This is a genomic window from Methylobacterium adhaesivum (assembly GCF_022179065.1).
GTDB lineage: Bacteria > Pseudomonadota > Alphaproteobacteria > Rhizobiales > Beijerinckiaceae > Methylobacterium > Methylobacterium adhaesivum.
Map to the genome: position 1 here is coordinate 120,502 of NZ_BPQD01000015.1, position 23,215 is coordinate 143,716.

Annotated in this window: 21 protein-coding genes and 2 tRNA genes; 13 read left to right on the top strand and 10 right to left on the bottom strand. The window is 69.7% G+C overall.

The window, feature by feature from the left end:
- Nucleotides 1–119: 119 nt before the first annotated feature.
- From MFF01_RS13060 to MFF01_RS13070, 3 genes are all read right to left on the bottom strand, one after another.
- Nucleotides 120–195 (bottom strand) — tRNA-Ala (locus MFF01_RS13060).
- A gap of 52 nt (nucleotides 196–247) precedes the next feature.
- A tRNA-Ala gene (locus MFF01_RS13065) sits at nucleotides 248–323 on the bottom strand.
- A gap of 165 nt (nucleotides 324–488) precedes the next feature.
- The gene (locus MFF01_RS13070; protein ID WP_283207189.1) at nucleotides 489–878 is read right to left on the bottom strand and encodes a TIGR02300 family protein; all 390 of its coding nucleotides are present in this window, start codon (nucleotides 876–878) and stop codon (nucleotides 489–491) included.
- Between the two features lie 288 nt (nucleotides 879–1,166).
- Here MFF01_RS13070 and aroA point away from each other — a divergent pair, with 288 nt between their 5' ends.
- On the top strand, nucleotides 1,167–2,516 hold the full coding sequence (aroA, locus tag MFF01_RS13075) for a 3-phosphoshikimate 1-carboxyvinyltransferase (protein WP_238225960.1): 1,350 nt from the start codon (nucleotides 1,167–1,169) through the stop codon (nucleotides 2,514–2,516).
- The gene (gene cmk / locus MFF01_RS13080) at nucleotides 2,513–3,169 is read left to right on the top strand and encodes a (d)CMP kinase (RefSeq protein ID WP_238225962.1); all 657 of its coding nucleotides are present in this window, start codon (nucleotides 2,513–2,515) and stop codon (nucleotides 3,167–3,169) included. Before aroA ends, cmk begins: the two co-directional genes overlap by 4 nt.
- Here cmk and MFF01_RS13085 read toward each other — a convergent pair.
- Together MFF01_RS13085 and hrpB are read right to left on the bottom strand one after the other, a co-directional pair.
- A complete protein-coding gene (locus tag MFF01_RS13085; RefSeq protein WP_238225965.1) occupies nucleotides 3,166–3,633 on the bottom strand; it encodes a DUF805 domain-containing protein in 468 nt (155 codons plus the stop codon). The two genes, cmk and MFF01_RS13085, sit on opposite strands and share 4 nt — an antisense overlap.
- 2 nt (nucleotides 3,634–3,635) lie before the next feature.
- Nucleotides 3,636–6,122, bottom strand: a complete 2,487-nt coding sequence (hrpB, locus tag MFF01_RS13090) for an ATP-dependent helicase HrpB (RefSeq protein WP_238226045.1) — start codon at nucleotides 6,120–6,122, stop codon at nucleotides 3,636–3,638.
- A 305-nt stretch (nucleotides 6,123–6,427) separates the two neighbouring features.
- On the opposite strand from hrpB, the gene MFF01_RS13095 reads away from it, so the two are divergent.
- Complete coding sequence (locus tag MFF01_RS13095) at nucleotides 6,428–6,730, top strand: hypothetical protein (RefSeq protein WP_238225967.1); 303 nt, start codon at nucleotides 6,428–6,430, stop codon at nucleotides 6,728–6,730.
- A 140-nt stretch (nucleotides 6,731–6,870) separates the two neighbouring features.
- Nucleotides 6,871–9,630 (top strand): DNA mismatch repair protein MutS, encoded by a 2,760-nt coding sequence (gene mutS / locus MFF01_RS13100; RefSeq protein ID WP_373319751.1) that lies wholly within the window; start codon nucleotides 6,871–6,873, stop codon nucleotides 9,628–9,630.
- 13 nt (nucleotides 9,631–9,643) lie between these two features.
- Here the strand turns inward: mutS and MFF01_RS13105 are convergent, their stop codons facing one another.
- Together MFF01_RS13105 and MFF01_RS13110 are read right to left on the bottom strand one after the other, a co-directional pair.
- Nucleotides 9,644–10,087 carry a response regulator gene (locus MFF01_RS13105; RefSeq protein WP_373319752.1) on the bottom strand — a complete coding sequence of 148 codons (444 nt, stop codon included), beginning with the start codon at nucleotides 10,085–10,087 and terminating at the stop codon, nucleotides 9,644–9,646.
- Nucleotides 10,084–11,226, bottom strand: coding sequence for a PAS domain-containing protein (locus MFF01_RS13110; protein ID WP_238225986.1), 1,143 nt, complete (start codon nucleotides 11,224–11,226; stop codon nucleotides 10,084–10,086). The genes MFF01_RS13105 and MFF01_RS13110 overlap by 4 nt, the downstream gene beginning before the upstream one ends.
- Nucleotides 11,227–11,531: 305 nt before the next feature.
- On the opposite strand from MFF01_RS13110, the gene MFF01_RS13115 reads away from it, so the two are divergent.
- Together MFF01_RS13115 and MFF01_RS13120 are read left to right on the top strand one after the other, a co-directional pair.
- Nucleotides 11,532–12,995, top strand: coding sequence for an AmpG family muropeptide MFS transporter (locus MFF01_RS13115; protein WP_238225987.1), 1,464 nt, complete (start codon nucleotides 11,532–11,534; stop codon nucleotides 12,993–12,995).
- A gap of 92 nt (nucleotides 12,996–13,087) precedes the next feature.
- Nucleotides 13,088–13,960, top strand: coding sequence for an EcsC family protein (locus MFF01_RS13120; RefSeq protein ID WP_238226049.1), 873 nt, complete (start codon nucleotides 13,088–13,090; stop codon nucleotides 13,958–13,960).
- Nucleotides 13,961–14,095: 135 nt separating this feature from the next.
- On the opposite strand, the gene MFF01_RS13125 is transcribed toward MFF01_RS13120, so the two are convergent.
- Nucleotides 14,096–15,484, bottom strand: coding sequence for a leucyl aminopeptidase family protein (locus MFF01_RS13125; RefSeq protein ID WP_373319756.1), 1,389 nt, complete (start codon nucleotides 15,482–15,484; stop codon nucleotides 14,096–14,098).
- A 114-nt stretch (nucleotides 15,485–15,598) separates the two neighbouring features.
- Between MFF01_RS13125 and MFF01_RS13130 the strand changes: the two genes are divergently transcribed.
- Nucleotides 15,599–16,444, top strand: a complete 846-nt coding sequence (locus MFF01_RS13130) for a tetratricopeptide repeat protein (protein ID WP_238225989.1) — start codon at nucleotides 15,599–15,601, stop codon at nucleotides 16,442–16,444.
- Nucleotides 16,445–16,511: 67 nt separating this feature from the next.
- On the opposite strand, the gene MFF01_RS13135 is transcribed toward MFF01_RS13130, so the two are convergent.
- Both MFF01_RS13135 and MFF01_RS13140 read right to left on the bottom strand, forming a co-directional pair.
- Nucleotides 16,512–17,198: a metallophosphoesterase family protein gene (locus tag MFF01_RS13135; RefSeq protein WP_238225991.1), complete on the bottom strand. Its 687-nt coding sequence runs from the start codon at nucleotides 17,196–17,198 to the stop codon at nucleotides 16,512–16,514.
- Nucleotides 17,198–18,382: a pyridoxal phosphate-dependent aminotransferase gene (locus MFF01_RS13140; RefSeq protein ID WP_238225993.1), complete on the bottom strand. Its 1,185-nt coding sequence runs from the start codon at nucleotides 18,380–18,382 to the stop codon at nucleotides 17,198–17,200. Before MFF01_RS13140 ends, MFF01_RS13135 begins: the two co-directional genes overlap by 1 nt.
- Before the next feature lie 170 nt (nucleotides 18,383–18,552).
- On the opposite strand from MFF01_RS13140, the gene MFF01_RS13145 reads away from it, so the two are divergent.
- The 6 genes from MFF01_RS13145 to aat all read left to right on the top strand — a co-directional run bounded on the left by MFF01_RS13145 (nucleotide 18,553) and on the right by aat (nucleotide 23,212).
- Nucleotides 18,553–19,365 carry a DsbA family protein gene (locus MFF01_RS13145; RefSeq protein WP_238225995.1) on the top strand — a complete coding sequence of 271 codons (813 nt, stop codon included), beginning with the start codon at nucleotides 18,553–18,555 and terminating at the stop codon, nucleotides 19,363–19,365.
- An 84-nt stretch (nucleotides 19,366–19,449) separates the two neighbouring features.
- Entirely contained in the window at nucleotides 19,450–19,929 is a 480-nt protein-coding gene (gene accB, locus MFF01_RS13150; protein ID WP_238225997.1) for an acetyl-CoA carboxylase biotin carboxyl carrier protein, read from the top strand.
- A gap of 13 nt (nucleotides 19,930–19,942) precedes the next feature.
- Complete coding sequence (gene accC / locus MFF01_RS13155; RefSeq protein ID WP_238225999.1) at nucleotides 19,943–21,298, top strand: acetyl-CoA carboxylase biotin carboxylase subunit; 1,356 nt, start codon at nucleotides 19,943–19,945, stop codon at nucleotides 21,296–21,298.
- A 128-nt stretch (nucleotides 21,299–21,426) separates the two neighbouring features.
- Nucleotides 21,427–21,732: a hypothetical protein gene (locus MFF01_RS13160; protein ID WP_238226002.1), complete on the top strand. Its 306-nt coding sequence runs from the start codon at nucleotides 21,427–21,429 to the stop codon at nucleotides 21,730–21,732.
- A gap of 269 nt (nucleotides 21,733–22,001) precedes the next feature.
- Complete coding sequence (locus MFF01_RS13165) at nucleotides 22,002–22,337, top strand: hypothetical protein (RefSeq protein WP_238226004.1); 336 nt, start codon at nucleotides 22,002–22,004, stop codon at nucleotides 22,335–22,337.
- A gap of 197 nt (nucleotides 22,338–22,534) precedes the next feature.
- Nucleotides 22,535–23,212: a leucyl/phenylalanyl-tRNA--protein transferase gene (aat, locus tag MFF01_RS13170; RefSeq protein ID WP_238226006.1), complete on the top strand. Its 678-nt coding sequence runs from the start codon at nucleotides 22,535–22,537 to the stop codon at nucleotides 23,210–23,212.
- Nucleotides 23,213–23,215 lie beyond the last annotated feature (3 nt).

The window sequence follows — 23,215 nt, forward strand, 5'->3', positions numbered from 1 at the left end:
CGGACGCTGGTGTCACGGCGAACCGTCGCAGTGCTCGCGCCACCTTTGCTTCCTCACGGCCGAGCCGGCGAAGCTATCAGAGATCCGATGCAAACAGGATGGACAGAAACGGACCGGACTGGTGGAGCCTAACGGGATCGAACCGATGACCTCTTCCATGCCATGGAAGCGCTCTCCCAGCTGAGCTAAGGCCCCACATTGTCTGGTCTACGTCGTCTGTCGTGATCGGCTTTGAGGGAAAGCCGATTGGTGGAGCCTAACGGGATCGAACCGATGACCTCTTCCATGCCATGGAAGCGCTCTCCCAGCTGAGCTAAGGCCCCACTTTTTGCCTCCGAATTCAGCAGCTTAGCTGTTTCCGGGAGCGTTTCGACCGGCCCCCGTGGTGGCGACCGGCGATGGCGGTTCTATATTCGGCCGCCGCTCCGGCCTCAAGCCCCTTTCTCGCCGGCCGGCAAAGTTTTTTGCCGGCCGAGGGGAGGAGAGGCTCAGCCTTCCTCGTCGGTCTCGATGTCGCCGTCGATGAGATCGGCCACGTCGTCGTCGCCCGCATCCTCCTCCTCGAGGAAGGTGTCGTCGCCGTCCGCGTTGTCGGTATCGGTGTCGTCCGTCGCGGTGTCCGCGTCGTCGTCCGCCGCTTCGACCTCGTCGAGGGAGACGATCTCGGGGCCGCCCTTCTCGGCATCGGTGTCCTCGTCGTCATCCGCCGGTACGGCGGCTGAGCGCGACGCGAGGGCGGGCGCTGCGACGCGCGAGGTGGCGGCGGCCTGATAGATCGTGCCGCATTTCGGGCAGGTGGCCGGGTCCTTGTCGAGGTCGTAGAACTTGGCGCCGCAGCTCATGCATTGACGCTTCAAGCCGAGTTCCGGTCTGGCCACGGGCGAACCTCTAAAGTCGATTTTGGGGGAGGCGCCCCGTTAGTCGCGCGCAGGGCTCCTGTCAATTCGCACAGGTGCGACGACGCCTTTCCCATGCCATCCTCGGCTTCGGCAGTGCCCGCACCCCACTCGAAGACCCCACGCGAGCCCCCTCGGATGACGCGGCCCGTCCTGCGTGATAACCGGCCTCTCACAAGCCGGTTCGTCCCTGCCGGCTCCCTCGCGGTACGTGGCGATCCGGCCTTCGGTCCGGGCTCGACACACGCAGCCGAAACCCGAGTCCAGCCCGTGTCACACGACCTTGCGCCCCAACCCCTCACCGCCACGGCGGGCCTCGCCCTCCAGGGCTCCCTGCGGCCGCCCGGCGACAAGTCGATCTCGCACCGGGCGATGATCCTGGGGCTGCTGAGTATCGGCGAGACCCGGGTCGAAGGTCTGCTGGAAGGCGACGACGTCCTGCGCACCGCCGCCGCCGCCGAGGCCCTCGGCGCCACGGTGGAGCGCCTTGGCGAGGGACGCTGGCGCATCCTCGGCGTCGGGCTCGGCGGTCTGACCGATCCTGCGGACGTCCTCGATTTCGGCAATGCCGGCACGGGCTCGCGCCTGATGATGGGCGTCGTCGGCGGCCAGCCCGTCACCGCAACGTTCGACGGCGACGCCTCCCTGCGCAAGCGGCCGATGCGGCGCATCCTCGATCCCCTGGTTCGGATGGGCACCGAGGTGGTGAGTGAACAGGAGGGTGGGCGCGTACCCCTCACCCTGCGCGGTCCGCGCGAGGCGATTCCCATCACGTACGAGACGCCGGTCGCCTCGGCGCAGATCAAGTCGGCGGTGCTGCTCGCGGGCCTCAATGCGCCGGGCATCACCACGGTGATCGAGGCGGCGGCGACCCGCGACCACACGGAGCGGATGCTGCGCCTGTTCGGCGCCCATGTTGAGGTCACGGCCCACGGGCCGGAGGGCCATGGCCGTACCATCGCGCTGACCGGCCAGCCGACCCTGCGGGGGACCGACGTGGTTGTCCCGGCCGATCCGTCCTCGGCAGCCTTCCCCCTCGTCGCGGCCCTCATCGTGCCGGGCTCCGAGGTCACCATCGAAGGCGTGATGATGAATCCGCTCCGCACGGGCCTCATCACCACCCTCATCGAGATGGGCGCCGACATCGAGCGCCTGCGCGAGCGCGAGGAGGGCGGCGAGACCGTGGCGGACCTGCGGGTGCGCGCGAGCCGCCTGCACGGCGTCGACGTGCCCCCCGAGCGCGCGCCGGCGATGATCGACGAGTATCCGATTCTCGCCGTGGCAGCGGCCTTCGCCGAGGGCACCACCCGGATGAATGGCCTGCACGAATTGCGGGTGAAAGAATCCGACCGCCTGGCGGCGGTCGCCGACGGGCTGAAGGCCAACGGCATCGCCCACATCATCGAGGGCGACGACCTCGTGGTGCATGGCGACGGCACCGCGCCGAAGGGCGGCGGCACGGTGGCGACGCATCTCGACCACCGCATCGCCATGGCGTTCCTCGTGCTGGGGCTCGCCACCCGCGAGCCCGTCACCGTCGACGACGGCGCCATGATCGCCACGAGCTTCCCGAGCTTCCTGCCGACCATGCAGGCGCTGGGCGGACGGATCACCCCATGAGCGCGGCATACATGGGCGATCTGCCCCTCGTCATCGCCATCGACGGCCCGGCCGCCTCCGGCAAGGGAACGCTCGCCAAGCGTCTCGCCGCCCATTACGGCCTGCCGCACCTCGACACGGGCCTGCTCTACCGGGCCGTTGCCCTCACGGTCCTCGACGCGGGCTACGCCATCGACGATCACGCGGCCGCTGCGCGGGCCGCCGCCACCCTCATCGCCGACCGCCTCGCCGACCCCCGCCTGCGCGACCGCGCCATGGGTGAGGCGGCCTCCCGCGTCTCGTCGGTGCCGGCCGTGCGCGCGGCCCTCCTCGCCTGGCAGCAGCGCTTCGCCGGCAATTCCCTGGGCGCGGTCCTCGACGGGCGCGACATCGGAACCGTCGTCTGCCCCCATGCGCGGGTGAAGCTGTTCATCACGGCGGCGCCCGAAGAGCGGGCGCGGCGGCGCCATCTCGAGCTCCAGCGCCGGGGCGAGAGCACGAGCCTCGGGGCCATCCTCGACGACATCGTCGCCCGCGACGCCCGCGACGCCCAGCGCTCCACTGCCCCGTTGAAGGCGGCGGCCGACGCAGTGCTCCTCGACACCACCGACCTCGACGCCGATGCGGCCTTCGCAGCAGCGCGCGAGGTGATCGACCGCGCCAGGCCGCATTAGACCTCCGGTCGCCGTCCGCGTCCCTCCCTCAGGGCGGGCGGTCCGAAGCGGTTGGGGCCGGGGGTTCCCTCGCGCAGGAGCGTCTCGATGACGAACCACGCCGAGAAGCCGAGCATCGCCAGGAGAAGAGCGATCACGAGGACGGGCTCGGAGTCGGCCAGCCGGTCGAGGGGGGCGAAGCCCAGTGCCTGAACGCCAACCCAGGCCATGAGCCAGCCGGCGGTGCGGTCACGATCGTGCAGCCGCCGCGCCGTGGCCGCGAGCATGACAATTCCCAGGACGGGAAGGCCGAAGGCGACGATCATCGCCGGCATCCGGGCGCCGAGGGCGGCAAGCCAGATGCTGAGGCACAGCAGGCCGGCGCCGTACAGGATCGCCCGGACGGTGAACCGCCGATAGGCGTAGGACGAGATGCGGCCGCGCGAATCGACGGCACGGCCGAGGCGCCGAAGGACCGGCGTCATCCTCACGTGCCGCGCGGCTTCACCCGCCGCGTCGGCGGTTCGGCCACGGGGTCTTCGGGCCAGGGGTGCCGGGGGTAGCGCCCGCGCATCTCTGAGCGCACGGCGCTCCACGACCCGCGCCAGAACCCCGGTAGGTCACGGGTGATCTGGATCGGTCGCGAGGCCGGGGAGAGCAGGTGCAGCACGAGGGGCACCCGGCCGCCCGCGATGGCGGGATGGCGCTCGAGGCCGAAGAGTTCCTGAACCCGGACCGCCAGGACCGGCCCACCCTCCGATTCGTAGTCGAGGGCGATGCGCGAACCGGTGGGCACCTCGAAATGGGTCGGCGCCTCTATCTCGAGTCGGGCGCGCAGATCCCACGGCAGGAGGGCCTGGAGGGCACAGCCGAGGTCATCGGCCGTGATCGCATCGAGGCTCGCGCGTCCGACGATTTCGGGCGCCAGCCAATCCGTTACCGTCGCGCCCAAGGCCGCGTCGGAGAGGTCGGGCCAGGTGGAATCCGCCGCACGGAGGAAGCGCAGGCGCGCGAGCCACTGCGACAGGGCCGGTGTCCACGGCAGAACGCTCAGGCCGAGCTCCGCGATGCCGTTCGCCAGGATCACGGCGGAGTCGGCATCCGGCGGCACCGGCAGGATGCGCTCGCCGAGGGTGAGGGCGCCGAGGCGCCGCTGAGCCCGGGCCCGCAGGGCGCGCGCGCCCTTGTCGAACGCCACCTGGGTGACCGAGGCGATGCGCTCGGGAAACAGCGCTTCGATGGTCTCGAGGGCGATGGGTGCGGCGGCGAGGATCCGGGCGTTGGCGGCCGTCCCGACGAGGTCGGCCACCACGAGGAAGGCTTCGCGCGCCAGGGGCAGGGCGGGATCGAGGCGCCCGGCGCGGCCGTTGGCCATCACGAACTCACCGTCGCGTCCCCGCGCCCGCGCCACCCGGTCGGGATAGGCGAGGGCGAGGAGGGGGCCGGCTTCGGAAAAATCGGCCCCGGCGTCCCTCTGAGCGCGGGCGAAGGTTTGCGCCTGCTTCGCCCAGCCGTCCGCGAGGCGTCGCATGTCCTGGGCCCGGGGCCCGCGATCGCGCGCGTAGCGCTCGACCCGGTCGCCGAGATCGACGGCGTCGCCGCCGAGCCCGCGCTCCACCAGCACGGCGGCGAGGTTCGCCGCCTCTCGTGCGCGGCCGTGGGCGGCGGCCTGCACCACCATCCGCGCGAGGCGCGGCGGTAGGGGGAGGGCGCGCAACGCCACCCCCATGGGGGTGAGGCGGCCATCGGCATCGAGGGCATCCAAGGCCCGTAGCATGGCGCGGGCCTCCGTGAGGGCCGGGGCCGGCGGAGAATCGAGGAACGCGAGGGTCGTAGGATCGGCCACCCCCCAGGCGGCACAATCGAGGAGCAGGCCCGAGAGATCGGCGGCGAGGATTTCCGGGCGTCCGAACGGTTCGAGGGCGTTGGTGGCGGCCTCCGCCCACAGGCGGTGGCAGACCCCCGGCTCCGTGCGCCCGGCGCGGCCCCGGCGCTGATCGACGGAGGCGCGCGAAGCCCGGGCCGTGACGAGGCGGGTGAGACCGAGGCCGGGCTCGTAGACCGGTACCCGCGACAGGCCGGAATCGACGACGATCCGCACACCCTGGATCGTCAGGGAGGTCTCGGCGATGCTGGTGGCGAGCACCACCTTGCGCCGGCCGGGCGGGGCAGGCGCGATGGCACGGTCCTGCTCGGCCGGGGTCAGGGCACCGTACAGGGGCGCGACGTGGGTCACAGCGTCGATCCGGTCGGCAAGCAGGGTCGCCACCCGGCGGATCTCGCCCTGTCCGGGCAGAAAGGCCAGGACGGAGCCCGGATCGGCTCGCAGGGCCCGCAGGATCGCATCCGTCATCGCCTGCTCGATGCGTTGGTCGGGATCGCGGGCGCTGTGGCGGGTCTCGACGGGATAGGCGCGTCCTTCCGATTCGATCACGGGGGCGTCGCCGAGCAGGGTCGCGACGCGGGCGCCGTCGAGGGTTGCGGACATCACGAGGATCCGCAGGTCTTCGCGCAGGGCCCCCTGGGCATCGAGGGCGAGGGCGAGACCGAGGTCGGCATCCAGGGACCGCTCGTGGAATTCGTCGAACACCACTGCGCCGATTCCAACGAGTTCGGGATCGTCGAGGATCATCCGGGTGAAGACGCCCTCGGTCACCACCTCGATGCGGGTCCGCGCCGAAATCTTTGAGCCGAGCCGCACGCGCAGGCCGACGGTGTCGCCCACCCGTTCGCCCAAGGTCTGCGCCATGCGTTCGGCTGCCCCCCGGGCGGCGAGGCGGCGCGGCTCCAGCAGAATGATCCTGCGGCCCGCGAGCCAGGGCGCGTCGAGGAGCGCCAGGGGCACGCGGGTGGTCTTGCCGGCCCCCGGGGGAGCGACGAGAACGCAGGCGCTCCGTTCGGCGAGCCTTTCCGCGAGGGCAGGCAGGACCGCCTCGATGGGCAGATCGGGTGTGGTGGCGGGGCCGGACGACATCACCCGGCTCGTGCCGCGAAGCGCCTCGCACTGCAAGTCGGGATGACCGGGCGGCTCGCGCATCGTCACGGTCGGTCGGCCAAGGTTCGTCCGGGGCGAAATGCATCCCGGACCTCGCCTCGTGATCCGCACGCTCCGGTGCCGCGAAAACTTCGGCCGCAACGTTCAATCCGTCGTTCGGCGATAAAAGCGTTAGTCATTTCCGGCAGTTGATGCACGAACCGGAGAAAGATCGCGGAACGGAATCGCACACTGTGACTTGTCGCAGCGACGCCCGCTCGGGGCATCGACGAAAGACGAACCGAATGACCAGAATCGCCATTGCCCTTGCCGCCAGCACCCTCCTGGGCGCCTTCGGCCTGACCGCCGCCTCCGCCGCCCCGGCCATGCCGGTCGGTGCCCCGATCGTTGCCGGCGATCACTCCGTTGAGCAGGTGGCGAGCCGTCATCGCCACTACCAGGGCATGCGCTACCGCGGCATGGGCCATGGTCGCCATATGCGCCGGATGCCGGCCTCGCGCATGAGCAGCAACCCGAACTCGCGCAACCCGCAGCAGCCGGGCTACATGCAGCAGAAGGGCCAGACCACGGGCGGTCCGCGCTACTGAGATCAAAGGCCACCTGATTGATCGGGGCCGGTGCACGAGCGCCGGCCCTTTTTCGTGGATACTCCCTTGTCCACCCTTCTCCCCAGGGGAGATCGCACCGCGCGCTGATCATCGACGTCGGCGTCTGATAGTCTGACGCCATGTCTCAGCGCCCATCGCCGTCACCGCGCCCCGCCCGTTCGGTCCCGAAGACCGGTGCCGCCCCGTCGGACTACACCACCAGCGCTGCGGTGCTCGATACGGCCGGTGCCACGCCGATGATGGCGCAGTACATCGAGATCAAGGCCGCCAACACCGACTGCCTCCTGTTCTATCGGATGGGAGATTTCTACGAGCTGTTCTTCGAGGATGCGGAGATCGCCTCCCGGGCGCTCGGGATCGTACTGACGAAGCGCGGCAAGCATGGCGGCGCCGATATCCCCATGTGCGGCGTGCCCGTGGAACGCTCGGACGATTATCTCAGTCGTCTCATTGCGCTCGGCCATCGCGTCGCCGTCTGCGCCCAGACCGAGGACCCGGCGGACGCGAAGAAGCGGGGCCCGAAATCCGTGGTCCGTCGCGAGGTCGTCCGCCTCGTCACCCCCGGAACCATCACGGAAGACCGGCTCCTCGACCCGGCCCGAGCCAACGTCCTGCTCGCCATCGGCCGCCGCAAAGCGGACATCGACCATGTCTACGGCCTCGCCGCCCTCGATATCTCCACGGGCCGTTTCAGTCTGAGCGAGGTGCCGGCCACCGAACTCGCCTCGGCTATCGCCCGCCACGAGCCTCGCGAGATCGTCCTGTCCGAGACGATCCACGACGATCCGGCCCTCGCCCGCCTATGGCGGGAGGTGCCCGCCCCCGTGACCCCCCTCGCGCAGGCCGAGCTGGAGCCGGCGGCGGCCGAGCGGCGGATCAAGGCTCAGTTCGGCGTCTCGACCCTCGACGGCTTCGGCCAGTTCGGCCGGGCCGAGATCGCGGCAGCGGGCGCGGCGCTGCTCTACATCGAGCGTACCCAGATCGGTGCGCGCCCGACCCTGTCGCCGCCGACCCGGGAAGCCACGGGGGCGACCCTGGCCATCGACGCCTCGACGCGCGCCAACCTCGAGCTGACCCGGACCTTGTCGGGCGAGCGTCGGGGCAGCCTCCTCGACGCCATCGACAGGACGGTCTCGGCAAGCGGGGCGCGGCTCCTCGCCGAGCACCTCGCCGGGCCGCTGACCGACCTCGACGCCATCCGGCGGCGCCATGCGGCGGTGGCCTGGCTCACGGAACAGGGCGTCTCGCGAAAGGCGTTCCGCGAGATCCTGGCGCGGGCGCCCGATCTCGCCCGCGCCCTGTCGCGCCTCGGCCTTGGCCGCGGCGGTCCCCGTGATCTCGCGGCCCTGCGCGACGGGCTCGATGCCGCGCAGGCCCTCGCAACCCGCCTTTCCACCCTCGACGGCCTGCCGGACGACCTCGCGACCCTCGGCGAGCGCCTCCGGCATGTCGATGCCGCCCTCGTGACCCATCTTCGCGCCGCCCTGGCCGACGACCTGCCCCTCAAGCGCACCGATGGTGGCTTCGTCCGCGAGGGCTACTCGCCCGAGATCGACGAGTGCCGTGTGCTCGGTCAGGATTCGCGAAAGGTCATCGCCGCCCTCCAGGCGCGCTACGCCGAGGAAACCGGGTGCAGGACGCTTCGGATCAAGCATAACAACATGCTCGGTTACTACATCGAGGTGCCGCAGGCCGTCGGTGAGACCTGCCTTAAGGGGGTGATGCGCGAGACCTTCATCCACCGGCAGACGATGGTGGACGCCATGCGCTTCACCAGCGTCGAACTCGGTGACCTCGAAGGCCGCATCGCCGGGGCGACGGATCGGGCGCTCGCCCTCGAGACGGCTGTGTTCGACGGTCTCTGCGGCGAGGTGCTGGCGCAGGCCGGCGCCATCGCGCAGGTGGCCGATGCCCTGGCCGCCCTCGACGTCGCAGCCTCCCACGCCGATCTCGCCGTGGAGCGCGACTGGCGCCGCCCGGTGGTGGACGACGGCTATGACTTCACCGTCACGGGTGGGCGCCACCCCGTGGTCGAGGCCGCCCTGCGCCTGTCGGGCGAGCCGTTCATCGCCAACGATTGCGACCTGTCGGGGGAGGGGCGCGGCCGTATCCGCCTCATCACCGGGCCGAACATGGGCGGCAAATCGACCTTCCTGCGCCAGAACGCCCTCATCGCCGTCCTGGCACAGATCGGCGCCTTCGTACCGGCGACGAGCGCCCGGCTCGGCCTTGTTGACCGGCTGTTCTCGCGCGTGGGCGCCGCCGACGATCTGGCGCGCGGGCAATCCACCTTCATGGTCGAGATGGTCGAGACCGCCGCGATCCTGAATCAGGCGACCCGGCGCTCCCTCGTGATCCTCGACGAGATCGGGCGCGGCACGGCGACCTTCGACGGCCTGTCCATCGCCTGGGCCTGCCTCGAGCACCTGCACGAGAAGAACGCCTGCCGCGCCCTGTTCGCCACCCACTTCCACGAGCTGACGGCGCTGGGCCAGCGCCTGTCGCACCTCGACAACGCCACCCTGAAGGTGGCCGAGCACCGGGGCACGGTGGTGTTCCTGCACGAGGTGGTGCCGGGTGTGGCAGACCGCTCCTACGGTCTCCAGGTCGCGCGCCTCGCTGGGCTGCCGCCGGGGGTGATCGCCCGTGCCGGAGCCATCCTGAAGAACCTCGAAAAATCCGAGCGCGACCGGCCGACCCGTCCGCGCATCGACGACCTTCCACTCTTCGCCGCCCTATCGGCTCCGCCGATGGAGGAGGTCGAACCCGAACGCGAGGACGGCCTACGCCTCGTGCTTGACGGAATTGATCCCGATGCCCTGACGCCGCGCGAAGCCCTGGATGCCCTCTACCGCCTCAAGGCGGCGCGGGACGCCTGATCCGCCGCGGACTTCAATGGTGCACTCGTTTCCCGTCCTGGGCGGCGAGGCGGAACCCGTCGAGGCCGTCGAGACTTCCGGCGTGTCCCGCGCGGCAATCGGCGACGTAGCGCAGCGCCCCGGCCACGACCCGCTCGGAATAGGGCTTGGCGATCACACCCATGGCGCCTGCGAAATCGTCCGGAATGCGCTTGGCGTTCGCTGTCATGAACACCACCGTCGTGCGGCGGTCGGCGCTCAACGCCTGAGCGACGGCCACGCCCGTCGGTCCATCGACGAGGTGGATGTCGACGAGGGCGACGTCCGGATGCGTCGCAAGCCCGAGGGCGATGGCTTCCTGCGACGAGCCCGCGACGCCGACGGTCACGTGTCCGAGATCGTCGAGCAGGCATTCGAGTTCGAGGGCGATGAGCACCTCATCCTCGACCACGAGGATGCGCAGGGGTTGTGACGTCATTTCTCCCATTGGGGTGCCTCCTCCACGGGATCGGCGGTGGCGTCGCGCAGGGAAACGGCATCGAGGGGCACGCGGATTGCCACCCGCGTTCCCGGATTCGTCTCGCTCCACGCGATCGTACCGCGAAGCTGGCGAACCACCATCTCGACGAGTGAGCGCCCGAACCCCGCCGGATTGGGGGGACCCGCCGAGAGACCGATCCCGTCATCCTCGATGGTCATGTGCAGCGCATCATCGCGGCGTTGCGCCGTGATGCCGATGCGCCCGGCTCGGTCATTCGGAAACGCATGTCGCACCGCATTCGTCGCGAGTTCGTGCAGCATCAGGGCGAGGGGCGCGGCCATGGCGGCCGACACAGCCATGGAGTCGATGGAGGCGTTCACCACCGTGCGATCACCGTCGATCCCCGCCACGAGATCGCCGACGAACTCATCGGCGAATTCGCGGAAGTTGAAGCGGGTCACGTCGCCGGCCGAATACAGCATGCGATGAACAGTCGAGAGGGCGCTGATGCGCTCGGCCATGCCGTTGAGGGCGTCGCGCGCCTCGCCCTCGGGGGTGCGCCGGGCCTTGAGCAGCATGAGGGAGGAGATCACCTGAAGATTGTTCTTCACCCGGTGATCGACCTCGTGGAGGAGGGCGGTCTTCTGCTCGAGGGCGGCGCGCAGATCGGCAGTCTGTTCGGCGACCTGACGACCGAGATCCTGGTTGGCGTGCGTCATCGCGACTTCGAGATTGCGCTTGCCCGTCATGTCGGCCTGCGCCGAGTAGTAATGCGTCACGGTCCCGTTCGCGTCCCGCACCGGCGAGAGGGTGAGCCCGTTCCAGAACCAGGAGCCGTCCTTGCGGTAGTTCACGAGTTCGGCTTCGAACGGGGCTCCCTTCGCCAGGGCCTCGCCGATGCGCGCGACGGTGTCCGAGTCCGTCAACGGCCCCTGCAGCATCCGGCAGTTGCGGCCCGCGATATCTTCCCAATCGTATCCCGTCAGCGCGAGAAACGCCGCATTGGCCCAGACTATGGGGTGATCCTCGCGCTGGGCGTCCGCGAGCACCATCGGCGTCGGGCTCGCCGCGAATGCGGAGGCGAAGGTTCCGTCGGCGTCGACTGAATCGATCAAGGAATGCGGGCGGACGTTCATGTCCGCCTCGCGCGAACCCGAACGCACCCGAATCGAAAAGACGGAGAGCGACGCGTCACGAGGGAGGGCCCGCCTGTGTATGACGTCGAGAAGACGTCTGCGGGGATGCAATCGACTGACGATCCGTGACGCAAGTCCCAATTGGCGTACATGCAGTTTGAACGCAGCCTGTTAACAGATTATCGGCCATTTCCGGGATTGCCGAGGCCGCTCCTTTGCGCTCGCTCACGCGACCCAACGGATGTGACCGACGCCCGTTACGGTCGCCGAATGTAAGCGCCGAGCTTGAAAAGGAGTTCCATCCCATGGCCGAAAGCCCTGTGAGGAGCCGGCCGCGCCTGCGCGCCTGGGTCGAGGATCGCCGAATCCCGCTCATGCTGGCGCTGGGCTTCTCCTCTGGCCTGCCGCTGCTCCTCGTGCTCGGAACCTTCTCGACGCGGCTCGCCTACTCGGACGTCGACATCAAGGCCATCGGCCTCTTCAGCTACCTCGCGCTGCCCTACACACTGAAGTTCCTCTGGGCGCCGCTCATCGACCGGTTCGACGTGCCGGTGCTCACCGGCCGCCTCGGCCGCCGGCGCGCTTGGCTGGTGACGACGCAGGGCGCCGTGGCCGCCGCCTTGACCCTGATGGCCTTCGCCGATCCGTCCACAAGTCTCGCGCTCCTCGGTCTTGGTGCCTTCCTCCTGGCATTCTGCGCCGCCACCCAGGACGTGGTCATCGACGGCTGGCGCATCGACGCCGCCGGCACCGATCTGCAGGGCGCCCTCGCCGCCACCTCGAACCTCGGCTACCGCTTCGGCCTCATGGCGGCGGGAGCCGGCGCCCTGTTCCTCGCCGATGCCTATGGATGGCAGGCGGCCTACCTCGCCATGGCGGCCCTGATGACCGTCGGACTCGTGGCCGCCCTCCTGGCTCCGGCTTTCGACCGGTCGGGCGACGAGGCGCGAGCGGCGGCGGCCGTCGACGCCCTGGCCGGTCGCCCCGTCAAGGTCTGGACGTTCCGTGGCGCCGTGCTGGAGCCCCTCGCCGAGTTGCACCGCCGTCTCGGGTTCGGCCTGTGGGCGATTCTTGTCCTCGTCGCCTTCTATCGGATGCCGGATTTCATCTCCGGCGTGATGGCGAGCCCGCTCTACCGGCAGGTCGGCTTCAGCCTCACGGAAATCGGTGCCGTGTCGAAGCTCTACGGCATCTGGGTCGGCATCGCGGGTGCGTTCGTCGGGGGCTGGGCGATGCAGCGCTTCGGGCTGTTCCCGACCCTGGTGGTCGGCGCGTTCCTCGGCGCCGCCTCGAACCTCGCCTTCTCCTGGCTGTCCTTCGGCGGCCCGGAGGTGTGGCGCCTCGCGGCGGCCATCTCCATCGACAATTTCTGCGGTTCCTTCGCCGGCATGGCGCTCATCGCTTACATGTCGAGCCTGACCGCACCGGGCTTCGCCGCGACCCAGTACGCCCTGTTCTCTTCCCTCTACGCGCTTCCCGGCAAGCTGGTCGCCGGCACCTCGGGCTACGTGGTGGCCGCCTACGGCTATCCGGTGTTCTTCGCGTTCACGGCGGCCGTCGGCATTCCGGTGGTGGTGCTCTGCCTGTTCGTCGGGCGGGCAGGGGAGCGCAGCGCCGCGCGAGCGGCGGAGGGCGTCGGGGCGGATGCCGCCGCCGTTCAACCGACCGACGCCGAGATCCTGGCAGGGAACCATCCCGGCAACCCCAGGCTTCCATCATCCAATCCCGGCACCGCGGTGCCCGGCCCACGCGTGAGATCCCAGACGTGAGCAACATCTCCCTCGTTCCCGAATCCCACCCTCAGGATTCCCGTACGGACGAAGCCAGCGAATCGGACCTCGTCTCCAAGGGCGCGGCAGAGTTGAGCGACCTCGATGCTGCCGCCCTGCGACGGGCCGTAAGGACCCTCGAGAATCCGGGTCTGGCCTCGCGCCTGTCGGCGGCGGCGGGCGCCCCCCTCGACATGATCGGCCGGGCGCTGCCCGAAGCCGTCACCGGTGCCGTGTCGCGGGCGACCGAGAGTGCGATGCAGACCGCCCTGCGGGTGGCGCTCGCCACCCTCCCGGAAGCGCAGAAGACCGTGGTGCCGGCCGGCAACGACCTCGTAGAGACCCTCGCCGAAGCGCCAGTGAGCGCCGGTACGCGCCTCGGACGCCTGCTCCCGGCGAGCGATTTCGCCCACAAGGCCATGGCGGCCGTCTCCGGTGCCGTCGGCGGGGCCTTCGGCCTCGCGACATTGGCGGTGGAGTTGCCCCTCTCCACAACCCTGATGTTGCGCTCCATCGCGGGTATCGCCCGCGAGGAGGGCGAGGACCTGTCCGATCCGGAGAACGCCCTGGCCTGCGTGCAGGTCTTCGCCCTCGGCGGTCGCACGGGAGAGACGCCGCTCACGGAGAGCGGCTACTTCGCCGTGCGCGCAGCCCTCGCCAAGACCATGGCCGAGGCGGCGCGCTACGCCGGCAACCGCGCCCTCCTCGACGAAGCGGCCCCCGCCCTCATCCGATTCTCGACGCAGATCGCCGCCCGCTTCGGCGTCGTCGTTTCGCAGAAGGTCGCCGCCCAGGCGGTCCCGATCCTCGGCGCCGTCGGGGGCGCCGCCGTCAACACGGCCTTCATGGACCACTTCCAGGTGACGGCCCGTGCGCATTTCACCGTGCGCCGTCTGGAACGCGCGTACGGTGCCGCCGTCGTGCGGGAAGCCTACGAAGCCGAGAAGGCCGCCTTGGCGGTCTAGCTCGCTCGCATAGCGCCTTCGAATCGAGGGAGAACCGGCGACTGTCGGGTTTCACGAGGCGCTCGAAGCGGAGGAAGCATTGGCGTGCCATCGCCTACTCCGCCCGAAGCCTTGTTCTTGAAAAAGCTTCGCAGTCTATTCCGCCGCAGGATACCGCCTCGACAGCAGCTCATGGACGAGGCGCGCGGTCTGCACCTCGCCGCCTTCAGGCCGACCCGGTTTCGTCGACGGATTCCAGCCGTACAGGTCGAAATGCACATGGGCCCGTGTCGCGGGCGCGAAGCGGCGCAGGAACAGGGCGGCGGTGATCGCGCCGGCGAACGGTCCACCAGGAGCGTTATTGAGATCGGCCACCTTCGAATCGAGGAGGCCGTCATAGGGGGCGTGCAGCGGCAGGCGCCAGACCGGATCGACCGCGGCGCGGCCCGCCGCCGTCACCGCCTCGGCGAGGCTGTCGTCCTCCGTGAAGAAGGCCGGGAGGTCGGGGCCGAGGGCGACGCGGGCAGCGCCCGTGAGGGTCGCGAAATCGATGAGGAGATCGGGTTTCTCGGCATCCGCCAGGGCGAGGGCGTCGGCGAGGATGAGGCGCCCCTCCGCATCGGTGTTGCCGATCTCCACGGTGAGGCCGGCGCGGCTGCGGATCACGTCGCCGGGCCGGAATGCGGCGCCCGAGATCGAATTCTCCACGGCCGGAACGATGAGGCGCAGGCGAAGGCGCAGGCCCGAGCCCATCACCATGCTGGCGGCTGCGAGAGCCGCGGCGGCACCACCCATGTCCTTCTTCATCAGAAGCATGCCGCTCGAGGGCTTGATGTCGAGCCCGCCCGTATCGAAGGCCACGCCCTTGCCGACGAGGGTCACGCGGGGAGCGTCGGGATCGCCCCAGGTGAGGTCGATGAGGCGCGGAGCACGGGGCGACGCGGCTCCGACCGTGTGGACGAGGGGGAAATCCCTCGCGAGGGCATCCCCCGCGATCACCGTGACGGCGGCGCCGTGCGCCTCCGCCAGAGTATGGATGGCAGCCTCGATCTCGGCGGGACCGAGGTCGTTGGCGGGCGTGTTGACGAGATCGCGACCCAGAGCCACCGCCTCGGCGATGCGAGTGATCGCCTCGACATCCACGCCCTCGGGGGCGACGAGGGTCGGAAGGGTCGGGCCGACGGCGCGGTAGCGCGTGAAGCGATAGCTGCCGAGAAGCCAGGCGAGGGCCGCTTCCGCCCCGTTGAAGCCGGAGCCCTCGAGGCGGTAGCGACCGGCCGGCAGGGCGCCGGGCAGCTTGCCGACGAGGAGGCGATCACGGCCCGGCCCGGGTTCGCCGAGACCCAGCAGCACCCGCGCCAGGCGCCCGTCGCCCCCCGGGAGAAGCGCGATGCGCCCGGCCTTCGGAGCGAACGCCGTGGCGCGGGCATAGGCCGCCGCGCAAGGGTCGAGGCCCGCTTCCAGGGCGGCCCAGTCTGACGGAGCGACACAGGTGATGGGGGTGGCGGACGCGTCGTCCGAGGCGTCGGTGAGCAGTCGGGACAGGGCTTGGGCTCCTCGGTGAGAGACGGAATTAACCGGTGGTTAGGGTTAAGTATCTACCACCGGGATACCGGCAGCGTGAAGCAATGTCCGGGTCGTTGGGTTGACGGAGTCGCCATGGTCCGGCCGCGTTTCGAACCGTCACGGGCGCTTCCGCGCCTCGTGGGTCTCACGCTCGTCGCCACGCTTGCAACCGCCTGCAATCGCAAGGACGGTCCCGAGACCACGGGGTCCCTCGGAGGCCTCTCGCTGCCGAGCTTCGGGGTGCCGAGTTTCGGCCGGCCGCAGACCAACGTGGTCACGCGCCGCGAGGTCGAGGCCATGGGCGAGCGCTACAACGCTGACCCCAACGACATCGCCCTTGCGATGCGCTACGCCCAGGCTCTGCGGGCCACGAACCAGCGGCCTCAAGCCGTGGCGGTCCTCCAGCAACTCGCCCTGCGCAATCCGAAGAACACTGCCGTGCTCGCCGCCTATGGCAAGAGCTTGGCCGAAGTCGGCCGCCTCTCGGAGGCGGCGGACGTGCTTCAGAACGCCCACACGCCGGCTCAGCCCGACTGGCGCGTGCTCTCGGCGCAAGGCGCCGTGGCCGATCAGCTCGGCGACCACACCCGCGCACAAGGCCTCTATGAAGCCGCCCTCAAGATTCAGCCCGAGGATCCGGTGATCCTGTCGAATCTCGGGCTCTCCTTCGCCCTCGCCAAACGTCTCGACGAGGCCGAGGCGACCCTTCGCCGAGCCGCCGCCCAGCCGCGAGCGGATGCCCGGGTGCGTCAGAACCTCGCCCTGGTCTACGGCCTCAGGGGAAAATTCGCCGAAGCGGAGGAGGTGTCCCGTCGCGACCTCTCCCCCGAGGAGGCCGCGGCCAACACGGCGGCCCTACGCGCGTTCGTCGCCCAACCGAACGCCTGGAAGGCCTTGAAGGCATCGGATGCCCGTCCGCAGGCGGCCAAGCGCGGCTGACGTCAGATCGGATCGGGTCGATCGCATCGGGATGGCGGATCTGAGCTTCGCTCACGCGGACGCTGGATCACAGGTCAGCCGACACCTGCAGGGTCTCGACCGGTGCATCCTGCGCGTCCGTGAACACGCCCGCCGTGAGGGTGGCGCCGTAGACACAGGCCGTGTCGAGGTTGGTTCGGTGGGCACGCAGATCCGGCCGGCCGCTGCGTTGCGGCGTGTGACCGTGGACGACGTGACGGCCGAAATCGTAATCCGCCGAGAGGAACGGTTCGCGGATCCACAGGCGGGTCTCGATATCGGGGTCGATGCCGGGACGGCCGGGCCGGAAGCCCGCATGAACATAGTAGCGCCGCGCGTCCGCCCAGGCGGTCGGCAGGGCGGACATCCAGGCAAGGACGTCGCGCGGCAGGGCCTGCGGGTCCGGCGTCCCGAAGGACTGCAGGGTCGCGACCCCGCCGTTCTCGACCCACGGCGCGGCGCCGAAGCCGTCGCGATAGGCGCTAAGCATCAGGCTCTCGTGGTTGCCCATGAGGCATGTGACGGCGTCGGGCTCTGCGGCCTGGAGGGCGCGCAGGGTCGCGACGACGCCGGCGCTGTCGGGACCGCGGTCGATGTAATCGCCGAGGAACACGAGGCGGCGCGGGGCGCCGGCCCGGTGGGTATCGATGCGGGCGAGGAGGCGCGCCAGGGCGTCGGCGCAGCCGTGGATGTCGCCGATGGCGTAGGTGAGTCCGGCCGAGGGGTCCGTGTGCATCAGCGCAGCCACGCCTTCAGGCGCCGCACGGCGTCCGCGCAATCGGCATGCGAGCCCGCGAACGAGAACCGGACGTGGTGCTGGCCCGCGACGGCGTCGAAATCGAGGCCCGGCGTGGCGGCGACCCCGGCCTCGTCGAGCATCCGCCGGCAGAACCCGGCCGCGTCGTCCGTCAGGTTCGCCACGTCGGCATAGAGATAGAACGCCCCGTCCGCGGGATGCGTGCGCCCGAGGCCAAGGCCCGGAAACGCATCGAGCAGCAACTCGCGGTTGGCCGCGTAGCCGGCGCGCACGGCCTCGACCTCCTCCACCGCATCGAATGCTGCCAGGGCGGCAACCTGGGACAGGTAGGGTGCCGAGATGAAAAGGTTCTGGGCCAGGCGCTCCACGGGGCGGACGAGCCATTCCGGAACCACCATCCAGCCGATGCGCCAGCCCGTCATGCACCACGTCTTAGAGAACGAGTTGATGACGATGGCGTCGGGCTCGTAGCGGAGCGCCGTGTCGGTCGGCACGCCGAAGCTGAGACCATGGTAGATCTCGTCGGAGATGAAGCGCAGATCGAGGGCGCGGGCCGTGGCGCAGAGATCGGCGAGACGCTCGGGCGCGATGACCGTGCCGGAGGGGTTGGCCGGGCTCATCACCAGCACCCCGGCCAATGGCGCTTCCTCGTGGAGGGCGCGCAGGCCCTGGCTCGTTGGGGCGTAGCGGTCCACTTGCCGTAGGGGGAGGGGGGCCGGGACGAGATCGAGGGCGTTGAGGATGCTGCGATAGGCCGGGTAGCCCGGCTGCGGTACGGCGACCCGTGCGCCGACATCGAACAGGGCGAGGAAGGCCAGGATAAAGCCGGCCGACGACCCCGTGGTTACGACGATGCGCTCGAGCGCCACCGTGACGCCGTGGGTGTCGGCGTAATGCCGGGCGATCCGCGCGCGCAGGGCCGGCAGGCCCAGTGCCTGAGTGTAGGGCAGGGTCCCCCCGGCGAGGGCACCTTGCGCCGCCGCGACGACGGCGCGGGGAGCGGGTGCCGAGGGCTGGCCGACCTCCATGTGAACCACGCCGTCGCCGCGCGCTTCCCGGGCGGCGGCCGCCGTCATCACGTCCATGGCGAGGAATGGCGCCACCCGCGCGGCGCGGCGGGACGGCAGGGGAGAGGTCGCGGCGCGGGGGGATCGAAGCGTCATGTCGGCGTCTTTAAAGTGTTCGCGTCGGGACGGAAACTCGGCGACCGTCCGACTGCGCGATTGACCCGCCGCCGCGAAAACGCCTAACCCCGGCGATAGACGCACAGCCCGACGTGCACGATCTTTTTCGCCCGGCCGCGTTTTCATCGGCCGTGCCCCCGCGAGGACGCATGCCCCTGCTCCGGTCACTTCTCACCTCCGTCGTCCTCTTCGGGGCTTCAGCCGCCCTGGCGCAGACGACCCCGCAGAACGCTCCGGCCGCGGCGACGCCGGCCCCGGTAACATCTGCCCCGGTCTTCTCCGACACCCAGCGCCAGGCCATCGAGGCCATCGTCAAGGACTACCTCGTCAAGAACCCGGACGTGCTGCAGGAAGCCATCGCCGAAGGCGAGAAGCGCGCCCAGGAGACCCAGAAGCTGGCCCAGGCCGCAGCCCTGAAGGAATCCCGCGAGGCGCTGCACAACTCGCCCCACGGCGTGGTGGCCGGCAACCCGGCCGGCGACGTCACCATGGTGGAGTTCTTCGACTACAATTGCGGCTATTGCCGCAAGGCGCTCGGCGACATCCAGGCGCTGATCAAGGGCGACCCGAAGCTGCGCGTCGTGCTGCGCGACTTCCCCGTGCTCGGGGCCGAATCCCTCGAAGCCAGCAAGCTTGCGCTCGCCGCCAAGCAGCAGCTCAAGGCCGACAAGATGTTCGACTTCCACGTCAAGCTCCTCGAGACCAAGGGCCGTGTTACGGGCGAACGCGCCCTGGCGGTGGCCAAGGAGATGGGCCTCGACGTCGCGCGCCTCGCCAAGGACGCACAGGGGCCAGACGTGAAGGCGGCGCTCTCGGAGAACATGACGCTGGGCGACAAGCTCGGCCTGTCGGGAACGCCGGCCTTCATCATCGGCGACGAGGTCATTCCCGGCGCCGTCGGTGTCGATCCCATCCGCAAGACCATCAGCGACGTCCGCCAGTGCGGCCACGCCAGCTGCTGAAGCCGACGAACCCCGGAGGCGGCAACCGCTTCCGGACATGCGAATCCCTGACTGACGACGACCGAGCCGATGCCCAAGGAGCCGATGTCCAAGAACGATCCCTTCGATCCTGAGCTCGTGCGTGAACTCGCCAAGCTGATCACCGAGACGGATCTCACCGAGATCGAGGTCGAGAAGGGCGACCTGCGCATCCGCGTCGCCCGCCGCATCGAGCCGGTCCACGTGCAGGTGGCGGCACCCGCCCCGGCCCTCGCGGCGGTGACGCCCGCGCCCCAGCCCGTCGCCGGACCGGGCTCCGTGCCCGAGCGCGCGCGCGCCGGATCCGGTCATCCCGGCGCGGTGCCCTCGCCCATGGTCGGCACCGCCTACCGCCGGCCATCCCCGGACGCGAAGGTGTTCGTCGATGTCGGCTCGCAGGTGGAGGCCGGCGAGAAGCTTCTCCTCATCGAGGCGATGAAGACCTTCAACGAGATCGTGGCGCCCCGCGCCGGCACCGTCACGGCCGTCTTCGTCGAGGACGGCCAACCCGTCGAGTTCGGCGAACCCCTCCTCGTCATCGAGTGAGGATCGAGGCATCATGTTCGACAAGATCCTGATCGCCAACCGGGGCGAGATCGCCCTGCGCATCCTGCGCGCGGCCAAGGAACTCGGGATCGCGACCGTCGCCGTCCATTCCACGGCCGATGCCGACGCGATGCATGTGCGGCTCGCCGACGAGAGCGTTTGCATCGGCCCGCCCGCCGCCCGCGACAGCTACCTCAACATCCCGTCCATCATCGCCGCCTGCGAGATCACCGGCGCCGACGCCGTCCACCCCGGCTACGGTTTCCTGTCGGAGAATGCCCGCTTCGCCGAAGTGTTGGCGCATCACGAGATCGGGTTCATCGGCCCCAAGGCCGAGCACATCCGCATCATGGGCGACAAGATCGAGGCCAAGCGCACCGCCAAGCGCCTCGGCATTCCCTGCGTGCCGGGCTCGGAGGGCGGCGTCGAGGATCCCGTGGAGGCCAAACGCATCGCCGCCGAGATCGGATACCCGGTGCTGGTCAAGGCCGCGTCGGGCGGCGGCGGACGCGGCATGAAGGTGGCGCGCACGGAAGCCGACCTCGAACAGGCCCTCGGCATGGCCCGCCAGGAGGCCAAGGCCGCCTTCGGCGACGATGCCGTCTATCTCGAAAAGTACCTCGAGAAGCCGCGCCACATCGAGGTTCAGGTGCTGGGCGACGGGCGCGGCAACGCCGTGCATCTGGCCGAGCGCGACTGCTCGCTGCAGCGCCGGCACCAGAAGGTCTGGGAGGAGGGCGGCTCGCCCGCCCTCAACGCGGATATGCGTGCCGAGATCGGGGGCATCTGCGCCCGCGCCATGCAGGAATTGAAGTATCTCGGCGCAGGCACCGTGGAGTTCCTCTACGAGGACGGGCGGTTCTACTTCATCGAGATGAACACACGCATCCAGGTCGAGCATCCGGTCACCGAGATGATCACCGGGATCGACCTCGTGAACGAGCAGATCCGCGTTGCGGCCGGCCTGCCGCTGTCCGTGACCCAGGACGAGATCGCAGTCTCCGGTCACGCTATCGAATGCCGGATCAATGCAGAACACCCGGCGACCTTCCGGCCATCTCCCGGACTCATCACCTATTTCCACCCGCCGGGCGGCCTCGGGGTCCGCGTCGATTCGGCCGTATTCCAGGGATACCGCATCCCGCCGAACTACGATTCCCTCATCGGCAAGCTCATCGTTCATGGGCGCACCCGCAACGAGTGCCTCATGCGCCTGCGCCGAGCCCTCGACGAGTTCGTGGTCGATGGGGTCGACACCACGTTGCCCCTGTTCCGCACCCTCGTGCGCAATGCCGATGTGCAGAACGGTGCCTACGACATCCACTGGTTGGAAAAATTCCTTGCCGAGGGGGGGCTCGACGAGCCGTAGGGCCACCGGTGGCGACGGCAGCCGGAACGGGATGCGACGGTGCCCGTTCTTATCGGACGCCGCCAGTTGTCAGCCGCACCATCGGTTCCGCAGCGGCACCTTTCTCGGACCCGCCAAGGAATCGTTTCATGCGCCTCACCCCCCTGCTCATCGTCTCGGCCCTTTTGACCGGGCCCGCCCTGGCGCAGGCACCCTCGGGCAACGTCGCTCAGCCCGAGCGGGCCGTGCCGCAGGCCGGCAACACCACGGGCGGTCCCCTGGAAAACCCGGCGAGCCGCGACATGGCCCCAGCCCGGTCCGGCTCAATGCCGGCAGGTGAGAACGGCGTGTCGTCGAGCACCGGCGCTGTCGACTCGGCCAAGGGTGGAAACGCCCAGCAAAACGAGCGCGCGGTGCCGAACACCGGTGGGACATCGGGCGGCCCGGCACGGTAACGCCACCCACCTGTCTATCGTCCGAGCATCCCGATTAAGGCCGGCCCCAGTTGGGGCCGGCCTTTTGCGTTTCGGCGGCCCTCTTTCGCGCCTGCAGCATGACGATGGTGCGCCGCCGCACATCATACTTTGCCGACGCAATGTTTCGAGGAACAGATTGTGTGCAATCGACTTTCTCTGGGACACCGGACGGAAGTCGGACTTCCAGCCGGGGCGCCCGCCGCCCCGAGCCAGCCGGACACCCTATCGACGCATCTCGAAAGCACCTCATGAAGTCCCTCGCCTATGCCGCCGCCGCCCTGGTCTTCACCGTCGGCGGTGCCCTCGCCCAGTCCCCCTCCGGCAATGTCGGTCAGCCCGAGCGGGCCGTCCCCCAGGCCGGCAACACCACACGCGGCCCTATCGACAACCCGTCCGTCTACGGTGCGTACCGCAACGCCGAAACCGATCTCGTCGACCTTGACGTGACCGGCAGTGTTGGCCCCCGCCAGCTTCCTTCGAACAGCGAGGCCGTCATCGTAGACTCGGCCAAGGGCGGCAACGCAGAGCAGAACAATCGGACGGTGCCGAATCTTGGCGCGACGTCGGGTGGCCCGGAATTCTAAGGGACGGATCAGAGAAAGTCTCGCGAACCTCGCGGTCGCCGCCGGCTTCCATCCAGACCACGACGGCACACCGCGAGGTTTGTGAAAGGCACGAAAAATCGGCGGAGCCTTCGGGGCTTCGCCGTTTCGCGTTCACGATCCGCGCGGCCCGCAGTTCCGCCCTAGCGTTCCGACGCACCGCACGGCAAAGTCCATTCATGCACGACGCCGACCGCGTGGACATCACGCCCGAGATCCTGCTCAAGGCCTACGCGGCGGGCATCTTCCCCATGGCGGAGGATGCCGACGATCCGGCGATCTACTGGGTCGAGCCCAAGGCGCGTGGAATTCTTCCACTCGACGGATTTCACGTCGCCAAGCGTCTGGCGCGTACCGTTCGGTCGGACGGGTTCTCGGTTCGGGTCGACCATGATTTCGACGCGGTGATCGCCGGCTGCGCCGCCCCGCGTCGGGACGCCGAACGCACCTGGATCAACGCACGTATCCGGGACCTCTACGGCGCCCTGTTCGATTCGGGGTATGCCCACACGGTCGAGGTCTATGCCGAGGGCCACCTCGTGGGTGGTCTCTACGGCGTGTCCCTCGGAGCGGCCTTCTTCGGGGAGAGCATGTTCCACACCGTCCGGGACGCCTCGAAGGTAGCGCTCGTCCACCTCGTCGCCCGCCTGCGGGCCGGCGGCTATCGCCTGGCCGACACCCAGTTCGTCACCGATCATCTGCTGCAGTTCGGCGCCGAGGAGGTGCCGCGCCACGTCTACAAGCGGCGACTGGCCGAGGCGATCGCCCACACGGCCGATTGGGACGTGTGGCCACGGGGCACGATCATCGACGGAAACGCCGCGCTGGCGGCCCTCGCGGTGGAGCGAGAGCGCTGATCC

Bases quoted from the DNA above. Each gene is read 5' to 3' on its own strand.
- MFF01_RS13165 (WP_238226004.1), top strand. From the start codon at position 22,002: ATGAAGTCCCTCGCCTATGCCGCCGCCGCCCTGGTCTTCACCGTCGGC.
- MFF01_RS13105 (WP_373319752.1), bottom strand. From the start codon at position 10,087: ATGACGTCACAACCCCTGCGCATCCTCGTGGTCGAGGATGAGGTGCTC.
- MFF01_RS13110 (WP_238225986.1), bottom strand. From the start codon at position 11,226: ATGAACGTCCGCCCGCATTCCTTGATCGATTCAGTCGACGCCGACGGA.
- MFF01_RS13145 (WP_238225995.1), top strand. From the start codon at position 18,553: ATGCCCCTGCTCCGGTCACTTCTCACCTCCGTCGTCCTCTTCGGGGCT.
- MFF01_RS13115 (WP_238225987.1), top strand. From the start codon at position 11,532: ATGGCCGAAAGCCCTGTGAGGAGCCGGCCGCGCCTGCGCGCCTGGGTC.
- accC (WP_238225999.1), top strand. From the start codon at position 19,943: ATGTTCGACAAGATCCTGATCGCCAACCGGGGCGAGATCGCCCTGCGC.
- mutS (WP_373319751.1), top strand. From the start codon at position 6,871: ATGTCTCAGCGCCCATCGCCGTCACCGCGCCCCGCCCGTTCGGTCCCG.
- MFF01_RS13085 (WP_238225965.1), bottom strand. From the start codon at position 3,633: ATGACGCCGGTCCTTCGGCGCCTCGGCCGTGCCGTCGATTCGCGCGGC.
- hrpB (WP_238226045.1), bottom strand. From the start codon at position 6,122: ATGTCGTCCGGCCCCGCCACCACACCCGATCTGCCCATCGAGGCGGTC.
- MFF01_RS13160 (WP_238226002.1), top strand. From the start codon at position 21,427: ATGCGCCTCACCCCCCTGCTCATCGTCTCGGCCCTTTTGACCGGGCCC.
- aat (WP_238226006.1), top strand. From the start codon at position 22,535: ATGCACGACGCCGACCGCGTGGACATCACGCCCGAGATCCTGCTCAAG.
- cmk (WP_238225962.1), top strand. From the start codon at position 2,513: ATGAGCGCGGCATACATGGGCGATCTGCCCCTCGTCATCGCCATCGAC.
- MFF01_RS13135 (WP_238225991.1), bottom strand. From the start codon at position 17,198: ATGCACACGGACCCCTCGGCCGGACTCACCTACGCCATCGGCGACATC.
- MFF01_RS13095 (WP_238225967.1), top strand. From the start codon at position 6,428: ATGACCAGAATCGCCATTGCCCTTGCCGCCAGCACCCTCCTGGGCGCC.
- MFF01_RS13140 (WP_238225993.1), bottom strand. From the start codon at position 18,382: ATGACGCTTCGATCCCCCCGCGCCGCGACCTCTCCCCTGCCGTCCCGC.
- accB (WP_238225997.1), top strand. From the start codon at position 19,450: ATGTCCAAGAACGATCCCTTCGATCCTGAGCTCGTGCGTGAACTCGCC.
- MFF01_RS13130 (WP_238225989.1), top strand. From the start codon at position 15,599: ATGGTCCGGCCGCGTTTCGAACCGTCACGGGCGCTTCCGCGCCTCGTG.